Consider the following 2,749-nt stretch of genomic DNA (forward strand, 5'->3'; position numbering starts at 1 on the left):
CTCACGGCGTTCTTCTTCGTGCTGGCCTACGTCATCTTCATGGCCGCCGACGCGTCGCGGTACTCGCGCGCCGAGACGGCGTTCGGCACCGGCATCCGACCGACCCTCGGGCGCTTCGCGGCCTACAACCGCAGCGTGCGCCGCTACTACGTGGTCAACGCCGCGTTCGGTCTCATCGTCGCCGTGATCGACGGGCTCGCGCTGTGGGCGCTCGGCATCCCGGCCCCGATGGTGTGGGCGATTCTCGCCTTCGTGACGAACTTCGTGCCGAACATCGGGTTCGTGCTCGGTCTCGTGCCGCCGGCGGTCCTCGCCCTCGTCGTCGGCGGCTGGCCGACGATGCTCGTCGTGATCGCGATCTACTGCGTCGTGAACGTCACCCTGCAGGTGCTCGTGCAGCCGAAGTTCGTCAGCGACGCGGTGAACCTGTCGCTGACGCTGAGCTTCTTCTCGGTCATCTTCTGGACCTTCATCATCGGGCCCCTGGGCGCCATCCTCTCCATTCCGCTCACCCTGCTGGTGCGCGCGCTCGTGCTCGAGGGCGACCCGAGCACGCGGTGGCTGCGCTGGCTGTCGGGGGATGTGGATGCGGCGATCCCCGCCGGTGAGGCACCGACGGGGATCGCGACGAAGAAGAAGCGGTGAGGCTCAGCCGAGGAGCTTCGCCTTCGCGGCGGCGAACTCGGCGTCGGAGAGCACACCGGCGTCTTTGAGGGCGGCGAGCTTCTGCAGCTCGGCGACGATGTCGACGCCGCCCGCCGCGGGGGCGGGGGCGGGGGCCGCGGCGGCGGCCGGAGCCGCCGCCTGCTGCTGGGCGACGGCCTGCTGGGCCGCCTGCTGCATCGCGGCCTGCTGCTGCGCGGCCTGATACTGCTGCTGCTCGTACTCCGACTGCTGCTTGCGCTGGCGGTTGTTCGACATGGCGCCGCTGACGGCGCTGGCGGTGCCGGCGACGACGGCGGTGCGCGCGGCGAGACCGATCAGACCGGGACGGCCGACTCTGCGAATGGGCATGATGACTCCTTCTGCTTCTCAGGCCTCGTCGGCCAGATCCATGACGGCGTTGACGACCGGGGCCGGAATGCGCTCGGCGCTCAGCACGACGGCGCCGGCGCTGTCGAGGCGCTCGGCGAGCTCGCGCGCATAGCTGAGCTCGAGGGCGACCAGCAGCGCCGATCCTCCCGGCGGAACGAGCTCGGCGAGCTCGGCGATGTCCTCCTCGCCGGCGATGCCGACTTCGTGCAGCTCGAGCGCGAACTCGTCGGCCTCGACCTCGGTGACCGTGATGTCGCCGTCGTCGGACTTGGAGATCAGCACGAGATCGAGCAGACGCATCAGTCCGCTCTCGAGCAGGTCGGACAGGGCGGCCATGGTGCCGGCGTCGGGGCGCTCGCCCTCGAAGCCGACGAGGTAGAGCTCGACGGGGCCGTAACGGAACGCGGGCATGGTGCGCCTTTCTGACGAGGAAGGATCCTCGCTGAGGCTAGCGCGCCGACCCGACCGAGGGTAGACCGACCGTGGCCGGAACTACCCGCGGATGCGGCCGATGGCGCCCTCGAACTCCTCGGCCGAGCGGTCGCTGATGTCATCCGTCAGCAGATCGAGGACCACCTGCGGTGCCGCGGTGAAGTGGGACACTCCCGCCCGGCGCAGCCCCACGATGTCGTCGGGAGACCGCAGGCTCGCCGCGAGCACATCCGTGTCGGCGCCGGCGCAGGCCGCTTGCATGTCGCCGATGAGGGCGTCGCCGTCGAGGCCGGCATCACGCAGGCGTCCGAGGTAGGGCGCGAGGTAGCGCGCGCCGTAGGCCGCACCGGCCAGGGCCTGCGCGACGGAGTAGACCGCGGTGATGAGCACCGTCGTGTCCTCCTGCACGAGGGAGGTGACCGCGGCGAACCCCGCCCGGGTCGCGGGCACCTTCACGGCGACCCGGTCGCCGAAGCCCCTGATCCAGGCGGCATTGGTGAGCATCTCCTCGGTCGTCGCCCCCCACGTCTGGAAGAAGACCTGGGAGGCGCCTTCGTCGACCCACCGCTGGTACAGATCGGGGAGGGCGTCGAGGGCATGCCCGCCGCGCTCGAGGATGGTCGGGTTGGTCGTCACGCCCGTGACGAGGCCGTCGCGCAGCAGCTCGCCGACGAGGGCGAGGTCGGCGCTGTCGACGTAGAGGACCGGAGCGGTGGTCATGTTTCTCCCTCGAACCTGTCGTTACAGGTGGAATCCCCGATAATGTAGCGGAGTGCTGACGGCGCAGTCAAAGAAACGCAGGTGGTGCCATGACCGATGACCAGCAGGCTCTCCCCGGGGTCGTCGTCGTGGGATCCGTCACGGCCGACCTCACCACGTTCTCGACGCGCTTGCCCGTGCCCGGTGAGACGATCCTGGGCGACGACTTCACCCTCGTGCTCGGCGGCAAGGGCGCGAATCAGGTCGTCGCCGCGGGCCGCGCGGGCGCTGCGGCCCACTTCGTCGCGTGCGTCGGCAGCGACCTCTTCCACGACATGATCATGGATGGTCTCGTCGACGCGGGCGTCGACGTGACGCACGTGCGCACCGTTCCCGGTCCGACCGGCATCGCGCATATCCGCGTCGATGCCTCGGCGCAGAACGACATCGTCATGGTGCCCCTCGCCAACGCCGCGCTCAGCGCCGGTCAGATCGACGCCGGGCTGGACGCGCTCGCCGGCAGGGCATCCGTGCTCCTCACGCAGCTGGAGATCCCCGCACCGCTCGCGATGCACGCCATTCG

At 70.1% G+C, this 2,749-nt stretch carries 5 protein-coding genes; 2 read left to right on the forward strand and 3 right to left on the reverse strand.

Features of this window, described 5'->3' with window-relative positions; genetic code table 11:
• Positions 1–645 (forward strand): AI-2E family transporter (locus B4E30_RS13650; protein ID WP_286795617.1); only part of this gene is annotated, 645 nt, incomplete at its 5' end.
• A gap of 3 nt (positions 646–648) precedes the next feature.
• Here the strand turns inward: B4E30_RS13650 and B4E30_RS13655 are convergent.
• From B4E30_RS13655 to B4E30_RS13665, 3 genes are all read right to left on the reverse strand, one after another.
• Positions 649–1,014 carry an SHOCT domain-containing protein gene (locus B4E30_RS13655; RefSeq protein ID WP_286795618.1) on the reverse strand — a complete coding sequence of 122 codons (366 nt, stop codon included), beginning with the start codon at positions 1,012–1,014 and terminating at the stop codon, positions 649–651.
• An 18-nt stretch (positions 1,015–1,032) separates the two neighbouring features.
• Positions 1,033–1,446 carry a DUF6325 family protein gene (locus B4E30_RS13660; protein ID WP_071045452.1) on the reverse strand — a complete coding sequence of 138 codons (414 nt, stop codon included), beginning with the start codon at positions 1,444–1,446 and terminating at the stop codon, positions 1,033–1,035.
• An 81-nt stretch (positions 1,447–1,527) separates the two neighbouring features.
• A complete protein-coding gene (locus tag B4E30_RS13665) occupies positions 1,528–2,187 on the reverse strand; it encodes a transaldolase family protein (RefSeq protein ID WP_286795619.1) in 660 nt (219 codons plus the stop codon).
• Between the two features lie 89 nt (positions 2,188–2,276).
• On the opposite strand from B4E30_RS13665, the gene B4E30_RS13670 reads away from it, so the two are divergent.
• A partial coding sequence (locus B4E30_RS13670) for a PfkB family carbohydrate kinase (protein WP_286795620.1) occupies positions 2,277–2,749 on the forward strand: 473 nt, incomplete at its 3' end.

Origin of the sequence: Microbacterium sp. UBA3394 (assembly GCF_002358725.1) — a bacterium.
GTDB classification, from domain to species: Bacteria; Actinomycetota; Actinomycetes; order Actinomycetales; family Microbacteriaceae; genus Microbacterium; species Microbacterium luteum.